The organism is Paenibacillus sp. JT31N17, assembly GCF_056269255.1.
Genome location: NZ_JBWDNP010000023.1, coordinates 1 through 15,895, shown reverse-complemented (window position 1 = coordinate 15,895; position 15,895 = coordinate 1). Strand labels below are relative to the sequence as shown.

Genomic DNA, 15,895 nt, shown 5'->3' with positions numbered 1-15,895 from the left:
TGATCATCCTTCGGCTGCCGTTGTGCTGTTCTGAACTAACGTACCCATTACTTTAATGACCTGATTGTTGCGCTATCGTACCCGTTAGCGTAACAACCCCTGCGTACTTTGTACGCGGGGGTTGTGTGATTTATAATTTAGAGGCTTGATAAACGAATTTCTGATTACCGCTTGTTGGTTTCTTCCCATCCTCAAAATCAGCGCAAACTTTGACATTTGAAAAACCAATGCTTTCAAGGATGTACTTGAATTCCTCGACACCGTACCACCGCAATGCAAATCGCTGCAATTCCGTTTGGACCAATCCCCCATTACGCCACTTTTCGTATTTTAAGTAGCTTACTCGGTATTGATTGAAGAATAAATCGGCTTCCACACACTTGCCTTCCATCGTGATGATGTCACCATTAGGCAAGTGATATATTGCCGATCCCTCCCATCGTCCTAATTCGGAACTGTTATAATTGTTGTCTGGCAAAAACAGGTCAAGGAACAACTGCCCACCTGGTTCCAAATGTTCATACAACCGCTTTAGAACTCTAATTGACTCTTCCCGTTGTTCGATTAATAGAAACGAACCCCCAGGAATGATGATTGCTTCATATTTATGTGGCAAAGAAAGTTCCTGCAAGTTTGCTTCGTATAAGTTGGGAGTTAATCCTCGTTCATCACATCGGCTTCGGCATGAATCCAACATTTGCGGTGAATAGTCCGCTCCATCTACAATCAGGCCAGATTCAAGAAGAGGAATGATCACCCGTCCAGATCCAACCATGGCCTCCAGAATGCGTCCCTTATAATGTTTAAGCTTTTCGCGATAATACTCAATGTCTCCACCGAATGATTGCCCAATTTTTTTGGTTAGGTCATAGACTTCCGTGCAGAGTTCACCGTAATTACTAAAAGACATATCTGTTTTCCCTCCGTATTTTGGTTTTGCACGGAAGGGATTAGCTCAAGCAATTATCCCTTCCATACCTCTAATATAACTGCGTCGCAAACTGTATGAATGGTTCTCACGATAATCACTCGCTTTCTAAAAGGATGTTTCCAGATTACACCATATGTGAATTTTGGACAACAGGATAATTTTAAATATAACTGCCCATTAGCCATCCATGCCGCTCACGCGATACCATAGATTATGGAAGTAATTACGTTCTTCCATGGGAGCTTAACGGCCAGCAGTATGTCTGTAACCCCCCCTATTTTTGTGAAGATGTAAAAGGAGCTGCCGCGGCAGCTCCTTCATCGCTAGTGTAACTTCACTGTGGACGATCTTCATTCAAATAGCCATCTTAATTCTGATGTCTTTCTCAGCTATTAGAGGTATTTTATTTACATAAAAATCTCGTAAGTATGCTCTTTTCATCATTACCAAGAAACGCGGTATGAATGGGACCAGTGTAACCTGGACTCCTCTGCCAGTTTCTCGTCCGAAATGCTAGGTCATAACCCTTGGGGATAGAGCCTTACGTCAGTACATTTTGACGCTCGCCAGATCGCAATCCTCGAAGTGAACTGAATTTACGCCTCCCCTTTGTATGTAAACGACTCCTTTTACCGTAATATTTTTGAAGTATGCATCCCCGTCACTGACGTCGGCCGTTATCCTCAGATCTCCTTCAATAACAAGATGGCGCAACGTAATGCTTGGAGCGGATACGGCCACATTGCCTTTAATCGTTTCCGTGCCTGTTTCTGGACCATATACGCCAGCAGTATCAAACGTTTTTACCGTGCCTGTCTCTGAACCATGATCGCCAGTAGGCGTCGTTTCCGTGCCTGAGCCCGTAGGCGGCGTTTCTGTGCCTGGGCCCGTAGGCGGCGTTGCCGGGATTACAACCCCTAGATCTTTCGCAAACTCTAGAGCTTTCTCGAGCAGAGCGTCCGATACCACGCTTGTAAACTTGGCCTTCGGCCCGAAGCTGCCAACATTCAAAATCTCTGCATTCAAAACCGCAGCGATTACAGGTTTGCTCCATGCTTCCATCAAGGCCGCATGCGTGTACTTGTCTAACCCTTTAATGGTATCCAACTTTAGATTTACAAGAGTGGCGACCATGGTTACCGCATCCTCACGCGTTACCAGCTGATTCGGACGGATCGTTCCATCCGCGTAGCCCTTTACATAGCCGGCCTTAACAGCGATTGAGATTTGGTCATATGCCAAATCCGAGTTGCTCAGATCCGAAAAGGTAATATCCGTTTTTTCCGCAAGCTGGAATGAACGGTTAATTGATGAGATCATTTCTGCTCGAGTAATCGACTGAGCCACTGCTGGTGAGGACTCTGCTTTCTGCTGGAAACTCAATAATTGTACTGCAGTTGGATTTTGTGTTGATTGTTGAGCGGATTTGCTGGACTTATCTTGAGACTTGTCCTTATGGATTCCGTGAGCGAATGCAGCAGTTGAGCCTCCAAGAACCATAGCAAATGTCATACCTGTAATTATGGATTTTTTCATCATGGATGATTTAGTCATTTCCGATCTCTCCTTTAATTGTGTTTGTCAAGATTGCCTCGTGAAGGTTTTCATTATGACGGATTGTCAATCTAAATCGTCAGCACGATATGTTAGTGAATTTTTATTTGCATTCCTCCCAAATTCATTGATCGGTCTTATCATAAAACATAGTAGATGAGAATGACTTTACAAACACATTAGATTTTAATGAGAGACATAACCTAGTTCACATTTTCTAGAGTATCTCCTACTATTATCCCGCACTAGCCTGCCCTTTACTTCAACAAAAACAGCAGCCGATTACAAGCCGGCTGCTGTCGTGTAGTTATAAACTAATGTACCCGTTAGCGTAATGAAAATTTGAATTACCAGAGCCAAATGCCCCGAAACAAATTTAAATCAGCTAATGTAAAATATTATAATTCACTTATTCACTGATTGTTTTAATTTGTTGAATTATTTCCATTAGCTTAGTTGGATCCTTAATGACAAATATATAATTAGCTTCATCTTCTCTCGGTTGTACCTGTTTCGAGATTTCTTGTCGCTCTAGCACTTCTAGAAAGCTCGAGGCACTTCGAAAGATCGCTTTAGTTCTCTGTGTTTGTTCTACACGCTCTTTCAGTAATTCAACAGGTAAATCAAAGTAAACTATAATGCTTACAAATTCTCTTTCATGAAAATAACGAAGTACATTCGTTCGTGCTGGTTCATGCAGATTGGAATTGCTTAGGATTATGTGTAAATTGCTTTGCTCCGTTGCATACTCAACAATCGTATTTGTAAGAGAGAATTTGATTGTATTTGGTCCTTCAATGGGGCGTAGTTTCTTATAATGGTTATTTATAAATTCTGCGTGGTTGTCCTGATCAATGACAACAGCTTGTTGTAATACTGATTCTAATTCTTTTGCGAAAGTAGTTTTTCCACTATGAGTCTTTCCTACTGTCATGATTACTAGTCGGTTCATTTTATAATTCTCTCCATTCTGTTTATTCTCTTATGAACCAGATTGCCGTTATCCCGGCAGCCTGGTGTCGTTGTGTTATCGTACCCGTTAGTTCAATAAAGTGAGCTTTTCATAATCCTTTATTACGCATCAACTTGTACTCAAGTGTTCTATTGATGCGAATGATTCCAAATTGAAACGTCCGTTATTGGATATCAGTTTTGTAATTGAACACTCGGAAATGAGCTCACTCTGCTTCAAAACAAAATCTTGGTGCAAAGCATCAAGCTCACTCCCTGGAAATTCTCTCACTAAGAAATCGGTAATTAATCCCCCATGAGTAACAATTACTATATTGCTTTCGGGCGGCTGCGCGTTTCCCAGCTCTGTCAAAAGTGATAATAAGCGTTCTCCCGCCCTGTTGGCCGAATCACCAACCGGTGGTATGTAATCAGGATCGCGTGTGCATCGCTCCCACATCGCAGCAAATTCATCAAATGTTTGCCCATGTAAATCGCCCCAATTTGCTCGTTCCCGCAAACGGCTATCCACCATTAGTGTTGCATTTGTATTATGGGCAATGTACTCGGCAGTTTCTTTTGCTCGTTGGAGTGGACTCGTCACGATTATTGTTATTGGCAGGTTACAGAAATACCTGGCTGTCGCTTGTGCTTGTTGTATCCCTTGTGAGGTAATTGAAACATCTCCGATTGCTTTTTCCTTTAATGCGTGCCTTACAAGAAAGAAAGTTGTACTCAATAGGAACGCCTCCTTTTTCGGTTCTGCAGCCATACCTTCCTCTACTGCAGCCTGACGACATTAAGCTATCGTACCCGTTAGCTTAATAAAGTGTGGTACTAGTTCCCTGAATACGAATCAATCAACTCCTAATAATTCCTTCTGAGTTCATTTGCTCAAATTTTTTCATCTTATTCACTACCTCTAACCCTGATCCGAACACAATATCATGATGATTAACGCTTATTAACCATGCGTATTTGAGACTAAATAATGTTCCCTTAGATGCATAAGTTCAGAAATAACATTCTTTATTATAAAGTTTGTATCTCCTTCATATAGCCACATTTTATTTTTGTAATCCTCCACAATAAACCAAACCCTATCATCATTAACAAAATACTTTAAATATCTATTTGATATGTCAACCATTCTAAGCACATATTGTGGATCTTTAAGTCTCTGCCAACCCCAATGCAAACTGTTTGTATAATGTTGTTTTTGAATGAACGACTCCTCGATTTTTTGGATAACTGGTTTCCACATATTCTTATTTACTTCAGCAAAGTACACATGACTCTTTAGTGATTTTATTAGTTCTTCCTATTTCATCTCAGATGGACAATTGATCCATTGCGAAACCATCTCCGTTTGACATCTTTTACTATTTACTTTACCACATTGAATCGTTACTTTTAAGAATCAATCAAATTACATTATCTGTCCATTAGCTGAACTGGCCAACGACTGTCGGCAGCCTGGTGCCGTTGTGCTATCGTACCCGTTAGCTGAATCCATAACAAATATATTTGGATCCCTTTTTTTTTAAAACAGCTTGTTCCCACCATCGTTAAGTCTTACAGGAATGGCAACTTAAAGATTAGTAAATTCCCTTTAATTCGTTACCGTGAAGATCGTATCATTTTCTTTAAGATGCTTTACTCTTTCCGAATAATCTTGTGCTGCTTGAGTTTCTGTCAGTATACTGTTGGAAACTAACGAGTCATAAAATGACTTCAGCATCTGTGCTGATATAAGCATGGGGAGTCTATCGGAAGTAATCATCATTCTTTGACCGTCCAACAGGACTGAAGCAATTTTTTTAGGTTGAACAAGCTCAATCTGGACGCCGCTTTTGTCTACGACAACATACATTTCCTTTCCGTTTTCAAACCTAATATGTTCTACTTCTGCTCCGTTTGCTAAGCGATTCTGCATTTCTTTTATTGAGTAGCCAGGATTCGGATCATTTTTCAAAAGCCAGACGGCAAAATCTGTTGCCGAGATTCTGTCAGTATCATATTTTTTCCAAGATGCCCCGTTGTCCTTGCTAATCTGTATGGAATTATCATTCATTACGCGCAGAAGCATCTCGTTGTCCAAATAAAGCGCCATATACTTTGAAGCGTTAAGCTGATCAATCAACTGCGGCACGTCCAATTTGGTAAAGGTTAAATCAATCGGCATTAACGCTGTCGAGAATTCGCCTTGATATGAGGTAGGCGTACTTTCGGTCGCTGGGCCTTCGACAGCAAAAGCCGCATCCGTTTTGTCCAGTGGAGAAGTCGCAAAGACCGTAATAGATCCGGCCACAATCAAACTAGCGAGTAGCATCGCCGCTATAGAGATTTTCTTGGTTTTCATAATCGAGTTAATCCTCTCTTCCATTGAGTTTTTGGAAAAATTACTAACCATAGAAGACAGCCCGCTTTTCTTTTCTTCCAAACGGACAAGTGCCATAGCATAAGAAGACTTCATGCTATCCCCAAATGTCCTTATGACCGTTTCATCACAAGATAGCTCGATGTCACGGTTGGCAAGAATGTACATGACCCACACGAAAGGGTTAAACCAATGGATACACACACTAGCTGCAAGCAACCACTTTTTGAGCGTGTCAAATCGTTTAATGTGAATATATTCGTGGGTAAGGATAAGCTCGAGTTGTTTTTCATCGGTATAATCGATATGTTTCGGCAAGAGTACCACAGGCTGAAAGATACCATAGGTGAGCGGAGTCAAAATTCTATCTAACTGCCGAATTTGCACCTTTCGCCATACAGGATTAGACTTCTGCCATTTTTGGATGATATCATTTTCAATCGGTAACGACATTCTGTAAATATTACGACACCGTAAATGCGGGATGATGAAAAACATAGCACATAACGTGAAACCAATAAGCCATACCAGCACAAAAGATGGTATCGGTGAAGCCAACTCCAGTGGTAAGGCTGATGTAATCATTCCATCTGTTATGGGGGGCATGGTAACTGTGCCTCCATTTGAAATCGGTGAGTTATGCATCAGGGAATTGCTCTCGTGTACTGTGAACATCCTGCTTAAATCGTTAACCGCCGTATAAATATTAAATTGCGATTGAACAGAAATAGGAACAAGCAGCCGGAATAACACAATCCCCCAAAGAATGATAAAGGTCATTTTAGGAACTTTATGCAGGAGCAGGGAGCGAAAGCATACAACCGCAAGAATTATGAGGGAAGCTGATACACTTCTTTCAAGCAACGACATATGCCACATCATTCCAAGCTCTCAATCAGTTGTTTTAAGCGGTTAATTTCCTCAGTCGTCAACTGTCTCTGCCCCAAAAGCGACGCAATCAACCTGTCTGGTGCACCATTATACATCTTATTAATAAGTTCTGTTGTTTCATGTTCCTGCGCCTGCTCCCTCGTAACAAGCGCACGGCAAACGAAATTTGGCTCTTGCCGTTCAATCGCTCCTTTAACAAGGCACTTCTTAATGATCGTATAGGTTGTTGTCTTGCTCCAACCAATTTTATCCTTCGTAATTTCTGAAATTCTCTTTGCAGTGGTATCGCCTTCTCGCCACAAAATCTCCATAATGTTAAGCTCGCTGTCAAACAGCTTCATATTCATATGAAAGCACCTCATTTCCCCCTCAATTCTACTACAGTAGAATTCTCTTTTATTCTACTTCAGTAGAATATTATTGTCGAGAGGCGCAAAATTTAATCGCCGCACATAACTGCCAGTTAGCATAACGATAAATGGAGCAGTTGCCATCGGCAAACTGCTCTAAGAAGCGTTGAACTATCGTACCCGTTAGCTTTACGCCGTTGCCTAGTCCAGAACTTTATTCTCACAATTGAATACTTTATTTTCAGTCTAATTCTTTATTTTACCAAGACAACCGCAGTCTGTGTATCGCTGGTTCACAATGATCCGAAACCAAACAAAAAGCTACCGAATTTCAAGCCGGTAGCTTTGGGGATCGCCGTGCATTACCAATCTCCAATATACATGTCTACTTTACTTTATTTAATAAGTTTGTCACCATTCTACTCAGTGTCCCTTGATCGACGAAAGGAGCAAGACTTGCCAGCAGATCCGGGCTAAGATGTTCCGGTTCGACTCCAACAATCAACTTCTCGATATTTTCCCTGTCCAGAAAAGGTGCGAGGTTTACTATTCGGTTCGCATCGATAGCGCCGTCTACAACCCGGTCTACCAAACGACTTAATGTTTCTCTGCTAATAAAGGGTGCCAGTCCTTGAACGGAATGCCAGTTCAAGCTGCCCTCTTCGGCTTCTTGTACCAACCGATCCACTTGCTCCCTACCCAGGAACGGTGCGAGGCTTATGATCCGGTTCGCATCGATGGTGCCATCTACAACCCGGTCTACCAAACGACTTAATGTTTCTCTGCTAATAAAGGGTGCCAGCCCTTGAACGGAATGCCAGCTCAAGCTGCCCTCTTCGGCTTCTTGTACCAACCGATCTACATGTTCTCTTCCAAGAAACGGGGCAATTCCAACAAGATTTTGCACTTCTAAGGAACCGTCAATCGACTTATCTACCAGTCGGCTTAATGTGTCGCTGCTGACGAACGGAGCGAGTCCAGTAATGGCATTCCACACAATTTCGCCCTCTTCTGCCTGACGTACCAATGCATCCAATGTATCTGTTGCAAGGAACGGAGCCAGCCGCATGATCACGTCTAACTTTAGAACGCTGCTGTCTAATCGTTCTGTAACCTTATGCAGAACGCTTGCCTTTACAAACGGCGCTACTTCTACAAGCTCTTCCACCTTCACCTCTCCGGTATTGACCATCTCTGCAACTTGTACCGGCCTGTTCTCTGAGATCTCCTTAACGATCGTTCCCAGGTGCTGGTGCTCCCGATTTTCTACGTTGTCTCCTGCATTTAAAATGTCGTCTACCGTTTTGCCGAATAACCTTGCAAACTGCGGAAGAGTTCCGATATCCGGTAGCGAGTCGCCCCGTTCCCATTTCGATACCGCTTGATGACTTACATTCAGTTGATCGGCAAGTTCCAATTGGGTCAAATCCTGGTCTTTGCGAAGCTTCGATATATAAGCTCCAATTTTACGCACGTCGAGCATCGTATACCTCCGATAACACAAAATGTACAGTGCGCACTGTCGAAAACAGCATAGCATTTCCGCAAACGCAATCCTATCAAGCGTTGGTTGAATTGTCATCCGCTTTATTCAACTACCGGTAGAATTGTCCAGATTAAAAATCGCCAGAGAGGGTAGACATATGATCCTGCATCATCTGCGAGATTTGAAATCCACACACCTTACGCTACTTTTGTTACTTTTATTTATAGGTTTTTTTCTACAAGTCATTTCATTATCCTGCCCGTTAGTTAAGCGAAGGCAGCCGATTATTTCCGATCGGCTGCCTTCACTTCTTTATTTGAACTATCGTACCCAGTTAGTTGAATGAAGTACTTTCGAGAATTTCTCCGTTGGGTCCGTATATTGTCACTGGTTTTTCGTACTGATATGCAACTTCGATTGTCTGCAACGTACCTCTACTTTCACCGTCCCAGAACACAACAAGCATTTCTGCTTCGGATACAACCTGCAAATTCGAGAGGAAAATTGCACTACTTCCATTTTCATTCCAATCAGCAGGAAACCTCCTGCAATGAAGCCCACGAAAATGTGCGGCCACGTAAGCCACATGGTCAACACCTCTCGAGCCTCGACTGATAACGATCGTATCTTTGGATAAGCTATTTACATATTCCTCAACTAAGCTCAATTTGGAATAGCGTCGACTTCCGATTATCGCGATTGTCGACATTACGTTCACCCCCAATACAGACTCAGTTAATCTTTCCATTCGTTAAGAGAACGGAGGTTGGTGAACTTCCGGATACCATCCTGTAGTCTAAACTAACGTATCCGTTAGTTCAATAATGTCTCATGATCATTGGGAACTTGTTGTATTTTATAACTCGATTTTTTTCCAAACGCCATCCTCAAGTAATTCATAAGAATTATCTTTACGCCGCCGAATTGGTCTAATTAGATCGTCTTGGCAACCTTCATTGGGATCGTCAATCATAATCCAGTCGGAGTCATCAGTGTGAAAAGATGACTTGCTAAAATTTTCAGCATCTTGCAAATCATCAAACCAGAAATCATTATGCGATGGCAGATCTTTTTGTGTTAGATATAGATACAGATACACTCCATTTTTTGTTGTTTCATAAATCATGACCTTTTGAATTGTATGATTAGTGCTGAGTTTTGGAAAGGCGTACTTCCTCATCAAGCATCTCCTTCTTTCAACGCTCTCCTGCAGCTAGGACAGTCAGGGTCTTTCATCACATTCCAACCTGGATATAATGAGCATCTCCTCCCCCCTTTTTTTTGGTGTCTGTATAACTAATATACCAAAAATGCACCAAAATCTCCCCGTTAATTCAATGAAAAAGGGAACAGTTGCCGAACACTGCGAATGTCCCTGGTCCTTGCACTATCGTACCCATTAGCTTAATCGACCGGCCGCTTACGTTTTAATTTGTGGATAAGTTTATCAAGAGCCGCGCCTACTAAAAAGAAAAAAATCAAATGCATGACATAACCGCGCATTTTTGCACTTATAGTTGCAGTAACTGGCGGCTCGAAAGGATCAAAATCTAGCATCCAATGATTGAATGGTTCAAACGGTCCAAGTCCTATCATGAGTGTCGTCGGATTATTAATATGAATCGTTTTCCAATAGTCTTGAAAGCAAATGATAATGCTGAATAACGAGAACCAAAATACCGCTCTCCTCCAAATAAACATGAACACGCCCCCTTCAAATCCACGGTACAAGCAGTAACAGCGAATCTTCTATCGTATCCGTTAGCCATGGAGCTGCTGCCGCCGGCAAACCGCTCCAAGTTTGTCGTTCATGCTCCTGACAAGGAAGAGAACCCGTACATGTATGATAGCCCCTCTAACGAATAGCACGACCCAGACCGCATCCGACTTCGCGACCTTCAACAGGAAAGGCAGGAGGAACAGATTGGCGCCCGGTCAGTATTGTCGATATAGAGCAGATCGAGTGCCACGCCCACGGCGATGAGGGAATAAGCAGAGTTTTTCATTCGCGATCCTCCCTCTGCGCTCGGACAAAATGCTTCATTTGCGATTCCGTGAAGTAGGGCAAATAATTTGCAAAAATCGGATAGCTCGACCGGCTGCCGCCTTCCTCGTTAAACGTTTGCGTCAGGAGTAAGTTGAATACGTCCGCCGCCAGCGGACTGCTGTCGGGAAAATCGAACCAATAGTTCGTTATGAGGCTGTCGCCTTTGGCCAGCTTCATTGGATAGGTCACTTCCGATTCGAGGGGGCCGTTGGAGCTCGCGATGCTGCTGATCCATTCCTCGTTGAATTGAAAAGCCGTACCGAGCAGGCCGAGCCAAGCCGATGTCATTCCGGTCAATACGACTCACGCTCACCGTATTTAAGCCTGTATTGTCCGAGGAGCTCCCTCCGGAAGAAAACTCGACCGGCGAAGCCTTGGACGGATACACGTTCCGATAGACGATAATATCGCCGACCTCCATCACCCGTGTCCTCCCGTCGTTGTAAGTAACGGTAACGGCGTGAAGATTCAACGGCGGCAGCGCCGTTTTTCGTTCGGGAGCGCTTCGGTAGAAGCCCATGAATTTATAAATCGTTTGCCGGTTGAATTCCTGATGCACTTGAACGGGGTAAAAATCCAATGTTGGCAGTTCGGCCACCTTAATGGATTGAATCGTCCGCTTGTCTCCCTTGTTAGCGACATAGAGGAGATCGAAAGCCACGGAAGGCGAGTCCGTTGCTTCAATGTGATGCTGCAGAAACCGTCCCTCCGGCAGTCGATAGTACCGGTTGTAGCCGGCGCTAACGAGCCAGCTCGCTAGAATCAGCGCCGCCGCAATGCTGTAGACGACGTAGCCTTTTCTCATCTTGGTTGCTCCCTCCTGCAATTCACATTCGCAAACTATACAGGATAATACTTCCAGTCCAGCAAAATGTTTCTCCATTGTTGATAAAAACTTACTCAAGCACGGTAAAAAACCGCCGAAATGAATCGACGGTTCGGAGGCATCCTAACGCTTAAAGGCATGTTAGAATTATCCTGCCCGTTAACTTAACGAAAAATGGAGCAAATGCCGCCGGCAAACTGCTCCAAGTGAGTTGAACTATCGTACCCGTTAGCTTAATAACAATAAGTAATTCAGATTCATACTACCGCACTAGAGACTTCATGTCCTTTATCACCATTTCTACTTGATCATCTTTTTTATGGGAGCTTTCGTAATCATAAAAAATTAATAAATTCGCTGGTTGATATCGTTCATGCGCTACCACATCTGCCGTTGCCGTCTTATCCTCAAAATCCATTATTCCCTTTTTAGCCCCATTGCTGGACGTATAGATATAAATACTCACTAATTGATCTTCATTGATCATAAAAGGCTCAGGTTTTACACCATTCAATGTCATTAGAAATATATTCTCTTTATTTAATCCTGACGGCTCTTCTAAGGGAATGCCATGTTTCTCAAATAAATCTTTGATTTGTACTAACGTAATTGTTTTCTCGTTGTTCATGCACCCTGTAAGAATGAAGCACATTGCTAACAGTGTTATCATAATTCTTTTCATAACAATCCCCCATTCAACTGTTCTGACGTTTGGGGATTTTGGTATGTTGCAGCTATCAAAGAATCTTTTGAGCTATGCGCCCGTTACTTCAGTGAAAAAGCAAGACGATCTTTTGCTGTTTGATCTTTAAAGCAAATAAAACATTGCTTATCGCAATCACGATGACCATAAGCACTGTTCCGATCGCCCAAAGTAATGGAAGTACCTGCAACCAATCCATACGAAATTTATTGTTCGGGGATTGGTCTAGAACTGACGCTAGACTGCTCATGTTCACGTGTGTGGGTTTATTTGTAATTGGTGTAGTCTCTATCATTCCGGGTGTTGGAAATGCTCGCACCGTTTGCAAAATTGTCGTATTCGCAGCGCTTTCCAAATGGATAAGGTTGAACATACTAAACGAGCTTTCAGGCGTCCACGGCAGAACAAGTCGCACGACAAGCAACATCCAGAACAGATACAACATTCGCGGTTTGATTCTATCCTTCAGAATTACTTTCGCAAGGAAAATCAGCAATGCCAGCACCGATGCCATGATTGTCGTTGTCCAAATCCAATCAAATGCGCCATCAATCCATGCTGTCACGATTAATCCCTCCTCTGCTCCAAAATACTTTTAAGCTCATCCAGATCCTCTTTGGACAATTTTTCATCCTTAAGAAAGTTGACGAGCATCGGCTTTAGCGCCCCACCGTATATTTTACGAAGGAAGGACTGTGTCTCGGATTGAATACATTCGTTCTCTTTCACAAGCGGATAGTACGAATATACTCGTCCATCTTGGTTATAGGCGATCGCCGTTTTTTCAACAAGCCTGTTCAGAAGTGTTCGAACCGTTTTGGGGCTCCATTCATTACTTTCTGGTAAGTCCTCAATCACTTCATTTGCCGTTTTCGGAGATCTTACCCAAAGTACCTTCATAACTTCCCATTCCGAATCCGATATTTTTGGAATTTGCGACATCAATGAACCCTCCTATGATTACATATGTAATCCCATTGCTTAATATTACACATGTAATCCAACCTCGTCAAGTAAATCAAATTCCCAATAATTGAAATAGATTTCGTCAGCACACTAAAAGACAACCTTCGAGTTCATTTGGCACAAGCCTGAATAGGCTGCCGATCGTACCGGCAGCCTGGTATCATTGTGCTATCGTACCCGTTAGTTTAACTGGCCGGCGGCGAGCACCTTCGATTCGCTGGCACCCTCATTGAACTGCTGTTCCGGGATTCCAACCCACCCCACTCATATGGCTGCTCTCGCATCAAGGCATCCTGGTGTCAGATACCTTTCGTCTGCCGCTGTTGCCCATATCCGGGGAGTTGCGACAGCAGCTCGCGAAGGAGCTGGCACCCAACCGCGATCGGTGACGGCGATTGTTGGTTTTCTTCGTAAAAGCTGCTCCGGCAGATCGAGAAACCCGAGTTTTCTGTGAAACATCGGGTTTCTAAGGTGCCGGCCCCGGTGCAAAAAGCCGCCCAAATGTTTTATGTCGCCTTTGTCGTAATGACGACCGTCCGGGGGCCAGCTTCCCAGGCGACGCCGATGCCAAGCAGCTTGCCGATATCGCCGATCGGTACGTAGAGGCTGCCGTTCAGCGTCGCGGGTCCGTAGGTCAGCGGAATCTGCTTGCCGTATGTCCACCTCCTTTGGCAATAAGAAAACCTGTCCACAAAGCCAGTGTCTTTATTTGAAATCCTCTCTCTCCTTCACGATCCAGTATCAAAAGGGATGAAATCTATGATAAAGGCCAGCGTAGCTTCATTTTTGGAATGTCCTAATGTATAAAGGCTTACTTTATTCTTACCCAATCTCTTAATTTCACTGCATATGTAATTACTATGTGAAGATCCTTCTGATGGCTGACCGATTACAATCGATAAGGAATACCTCTTTGATCAGCCAAATATCTATTAAGGTACTTCACCTTCAGTAAGGGGGAATCACCTTGGAATACTTTGTTAGTGTTGAACCGGGCGTACGGGTATTTGTGCAGGATCTGAATCCGACGGGGAAGAAGACGATTTTGTTTATTCACGGCTGGCCTTTAAGCCATAAACAATTCGAATATCAATTCAATTTGCTTCCGATGAAAGGCATTCGCTGCATAGGCATGGATTGGCGTGGGTTTGGCAATTCGGATAAGCCCTATAGCGGATATGGCTTGGACCGATTGGCCGACGACATCCGGGCTGTCATCGATGCCTTGCAATTAAATAACATAACATTGGCGGGACATTCCGCGGGCGGAGCTTTAGCGGTCCGGTATATGGCCAGACATCAAGGACACGGGGTATCCAAGCTCGTGTTGATTGATGCACAATCGCCGGGATCAATCCCGCAGGAAGCGGCTAATCAGTTTATTTCCGACACCTTGACGGATCGGCCTAGTATGCTCGCCGGGTTAACGAATCAATTTTTCTTTAAACATATTACCGGACCCTTCTCGGACTGGTTTTTTCAAGTCGGCTTGCAAGGAGCGGGTTGGGCGACTGCGGCAGTGATGGCGACATTAAGGGATCAAAACGTGCGCAACGATCTTCCGAAAATCACCACGCCTACCCTTATCGTTCATGGCGTCCACGACCACGTCGTCCCGTTTGCCAATGCCAAGGAAACCCATCAGCTCATCAAAAATTCAACCCTCGTTCCGTTTCAATATAGCGGTCATGTTCCTTTCCTGGACGAACTCGAGAGGTTCAATCAGGTATTAATGCAGTTTATTGAATCGTGATCTCTACGATTTACTAGCAGGATGAAAACAGCGAGTAGGGTGTTGCATTTTCTGGGGATGGTTTAAGGAGGTATAAATGGAGCCTTTAGGAAATGAGTACTTCCAAAGTTTTATCGAACGTATATTCGGGTGTAAATAGTTGAGATCAATACGTTCATATGCCCTTTAGCTTAATAGGCTGCTGACAATTTGCCGGCAGCCTCGTTCAGGTTGAGCTAACGTTCGACAATAGCTGAATAACAAATTACTTTCGCCAGCCTCCCCAAATATCGAGTTTATTTCCATCTGGGTCATAGGCATAAAAATTAAGACCACAGCTCCCATTATCTTCAATCTCCGATACCTTAGCTCCGTTGTCCTTCATTTGGCTGTAGAGTCCGTTAAAATCATTTACTTCCAAGGTAAGTGCACATTGTTCTGTTCCACTTATTTCAATGTAGTTTAGATTTTTTTGCTCAGGAGTCTTAATCAAAAAAATGGCTTGTCCCGAGGGATACGAAGCTGAGCCTGATTTTCATGAATGGGTCTTATTAACTCCAAACCTAAATTATGCACATACCATTTGGCCGTTACTTCTGTATTTGTTGTAGGGATGTAAATGCAGTTAATTTCTTTTACAATACTCATCACATCATCACTCCTTGTATTTGGAATCTCACCTGATTATATCTGTTTTTGTTATTTTCTAGTATATAAAATGACTGGGGTCCTGCCCGTTAGCGTAACGGCCATAGCAGCTCACTCCGGTAATGGATATATGTTCTTGTCACAAATCGACAATGGATATATGTTCTTGTCAATTGCTAATGACATGAACATATATCCATAACTCAAAAAAACACCTTCTGGAGGGTTACTTAACGTTGTATGTTCTTGTCACTCGACAGCTGTCTGTCGGATGACAAAAATATATAGCCATTAATGACAAGAACATATATCCATTGCCGCTAGAGTAAGGGACTGAATAATTTCAGCCCCTCCTCATCAAACCGTACGTGAGGTTTTCCCTCATACGGCTTTCCGATGTTCGTCATTCATGTGCATGCGATTTACGCAA

At 43.2% G+C, this 15,895-nt stretch carries 18 protein-coding genes and 1 pseudogene; 1 reads left to right on the top strand and 18 read right to left on the bottom strand.

Annotated features, from left to right (window positions below; genetic code table 11):
* Positions 1–130 precede the first annotated feature (130 nt).
* The 16 genes and pseudogenes from AC0YOB_RS35635 to AC0YOB_RS35560 all read right to left on the bottom strand — a co-directional run bounded on the left by AC0YOB_RS35635 (position 131) and on the right by AC0YOB_RS35560 (position 13,777).
* Positions 131–910: a class I SAM-dependent methyltransferase gene (locus tag AC0YOB_RS35635; RefSeq protein WP_475796822.1), complete on the bottom strand. Its 780-nt coding sequence runs from the start codon at positions 908–910 to the stop codon at positions 131–133.
* Between the two features lie 567 nt (positions 911–1,477).
* The gene (locus AC0YOB_RS35630; protein WP_475796821.1) at positions 1,478–2,485 is read right to left on the bottom strand and encodes an S-layer homology domain-containing protein; all 1,008 of its coding nucleotides are present in this window, start codon (positions 2,483–2,485) and stop codon (positions 1,478–1,480) included.
* A 409-nt stretch (positions 2,486–2,894) separates the two neighbouring features.
* A complete protein-coding gene (locus AC0YOB_RS35625; RefSeq protein WP_475796820.1) occupies positions 2,895–3,437 on the bottom strand; it encodes an ATP-binding protein in 543 nt (180 codons plus the stop codon).
* 129 nt (positions 3,438–3,566) lie between these two features.
* Complete coding sequence (locus AC0YOB_RS35620; protein ID WP_475796819.1) at positions 3,567–4,175, bottom strand: histidine phosphatase family protein; 609 nt, start codon at positions 4,173–4,175, stop codon at positions 3,567–3,569.
* 121 nt (positions 4,176–4,296) lie between these two features.
* Positions 4,297–4,748 (bottom strand): annotated as a pseudogene (locus AC0YOB_RS35615) (DUF6756 family protein).
* Between the two features lie 300 nt (positions 4,749–5,048).
* The gene (locus AC0YOB_RS35610) at positions 5,049–6,698 is read right to left on the bottom strand and encodes a M56 family metallopeptidase (RefSeq protein ID WP_475796818.1); all 1,650 of its coding nucleotides are present in this window, start codon (positions 6,696–6,698) and stop codon (positions 5,049–5,051) included.
* The gene (locus AC0YOB_RS35605) at positions 6,695–7,054 is read right to left on the bottom strand and encodes a BlaI/MecI/CopY family transcriptional regulator (RefSeq protein WP_475796817.1); all 360 of its coding nucleotides are present in this window, start codon (positions 7,052–7,054) and stop codon (positions 6,695–6,697) included. The genes AC0YOB_RS35610 and AC0YOB_RS35605 overlap by 4 nt, the downstream gene beginning before the upstream one ends.
* A gap of 388 nt (positions 7,055–7,442) precedes the next feature.
* Complete coding sequence (locus tag AC0YOB_RS35600; protein ID WP_475796816.1) at positions 7,443–8,540, bottom strand: helix-turn-helix transcriptional regulator; 1,098 nt, start codon at positions 8,538–8,540, stop codon at positions 7,443–7,445.
* 337 nt (positions 8,541–8,877) lie between these two features.
* Positions 8,878–9,252, bottom strand: coding sequence for a hypothetical protein (locus tag AC0YOB_RS35595; protein ID WP_475796815.1), 375 nt, complete (start codon positions 9,250–9,252; stop codon positions 8,878–8,880).
* A 147-nt stretch (positions 9,253–9,399) separates the two neighbouring features.
* Entirely contained in the window at positions 9,400–9,723 is a 324-nt protein-coding gene (locus AC0YOB_RS35590) for a hypothetical protein (RefSeq protein WP_475796814.1), read from the bottom strand.
* A 224-nt stretch (positions 9,724–9,947) separates the two neighbouring features.
* Entirely contained in the window at positions 9,948–10,244 is a 297-nt protein-coding gene (locus AC0YOB_RS35585) for a hypothetical protein (protein ID WP_475796813.1), read from the bottom strand.
* Positions 10,245–10,657: 413 nt separating this feature from the next.
* Positions 10,658–11,395, bottom strand: coding sequence for a hypothetical protein (locus AC0YOB_RS35580; protein ID WP_475796812.1), 738 nt, complete (start codon positions 11,393–11,395; stop codon positions 10,658–10,660).
* 283 nt (positions 11,396–11,678) lie between these two features.
* On the bottom strand, positions 11,679–12,098 hold the full coding sequence (locus AC0YOB_RS35575) for a hypothetical protein (protein ID WP_475796811.1): 420 nt from the start codon (positions 12,096–12,098) through the stop codon (positions 11,679–11,681).
* A gap of 88 nt (positions 12,099–12,186) precedes the next feature.
* Positions 12,187–12,684, bottom strand: coding sequence for a M56 family metallopeptidase (locus AC0YOB_RS35570; RefSeq protein ID WP_475796810.1), 498 nt, complete (start codon positions 12,682–12,684; stop codon positions 12,187–12,189).
* A 2-nt stretch (positions 12,685–12,686) separates the two neighbouring features.
* On the bottom strand, positions 12,687–13,064 hold the full coding sequence (locus AC0YOB_RS35565) for a BlaI/MecI/CopY family transcriptional regulator (RefSeq protein ID WP_475796809.1): 378 nt from the start codon (positions 13,062–13,064) through the stop codon (positions 12,687–12,689).
* Between the two features lie 527 nt (positions 13,065–13,591).
* The gene (locus AC0YOB_RS35560) at positions 13,592–13,777 is read right to left on the bottom strand and encodes a stalk domain-containing protein (RefSeq protein ID WP_475796808.1); all 186 of its coding nucleotides are present in this window, start codon (positions 13,775–13,777) and stop codon (positions 13,592–13,594) included.
* Between the two features lie 275 nt (positions 13,778–14,052).
* Here AC0YOB_RS35560 and AC0YOB_RS35555 point away from each other — a divergent pair, with 275 nt between their 5' ends.
* Entirely contained in the window at positions 14,053–14,838 is a 786-nt protein-coding gene (locus AC0YOB_RS35555) for an alpha/beta fold hydrolase (RefSeq protein ID WP_475796807.1), read from the top strand.
* A gap of 244 nt (positions 14,839–15,082) precedes the next feature.
* Here AC0YOB_RS35555 and AC0YOB_RS35550 read toward each other — a convergent pair whose 3' ends face one another.
* Complete coding sequence (locus tag AC0YOB_RS35550) at positions 15,083–15,310, bottom strand: VOC family protein (protein WP_475796806.1); 228 nt, start codon at positions 15,308–15,310, stop codon at positions 15,083–15,085.
* On the bottom strand, positions 15,307–15,465 hold the full coding sequence (locus tag AC0YOB_RS35545) for a hypothetical protein (protein ID WP_475796805.1): 159 nt from the start codon (positions 15,463–15,465) through the stop codon (positions 15,307–15,309). The genes AC0YOB_RS35550 and AC0YOB_RS35545 overlap by 4 nt, the downstream gene beginning before the upstream one ends.
* Positions 15,466–15,895 lie beyond the last annotated feature (430 nt).